This is a genomic window from Salmonella sp. SAL4457 (assembly GCF_046548235.1).
GTDB lineage: Bacteria > Pseudomonadota > Gammaproteobacteria > Enterobacterales > Enterobacteriaceae > Salmonella > Salmonella enterica.
This window is the reverse complement of record NZ_JBGDZO010000566.1, coordinates 1-268: the sequence shown is the minus strand read 5'-3', so window position 1 is coordinate 268 and position 268 is coordinate 1. Positions and strand designations below refer to the sequence as shown.

Annotated in this window: 1 protein-coding gene; it reads right to left on the bottom strand. The window is 61.9% G+C overall.

Translation table 11 applies throughout. The features are described 5' to 3' along the window. Positions 1-181, bottom strand: a 181-nt coding sequence (locus tag ACLJNW_RS25475; protein ID WP_410961403.1) for a DNA-3-methyladenine glycosylase, incomplete at its 3' end; no start/stop codon positions are given. Positions 182-268: the final 87 nt, after the last annotated feature.

Sequence of the window (268 nt, the reverse complement as noted above, 5' to 3'; positions counted from 1 at the left end):
CCTCCAGGTAGTAGGCCTCGGTCTCGATGATTCGCGCCGCCAGCCAGAGATTGCCCTGGCGATGGCGGATCACCTTGCCCAGCAACTCGCGGGCGACCAGCAACGCATCGCGGTCGAAGAAGGTGTCGGGGAGCGGCCGGGCGTCGGGCCAGGGCAAACTAAGGATGGGATCGCGGGACATGGGATTGTCGCTGGGACCATGGCAGTCATAGGCTGGCGAATGATAACAACAAGAGCCTGAATCATGGTTGAACGAGAGCGTGTCGAC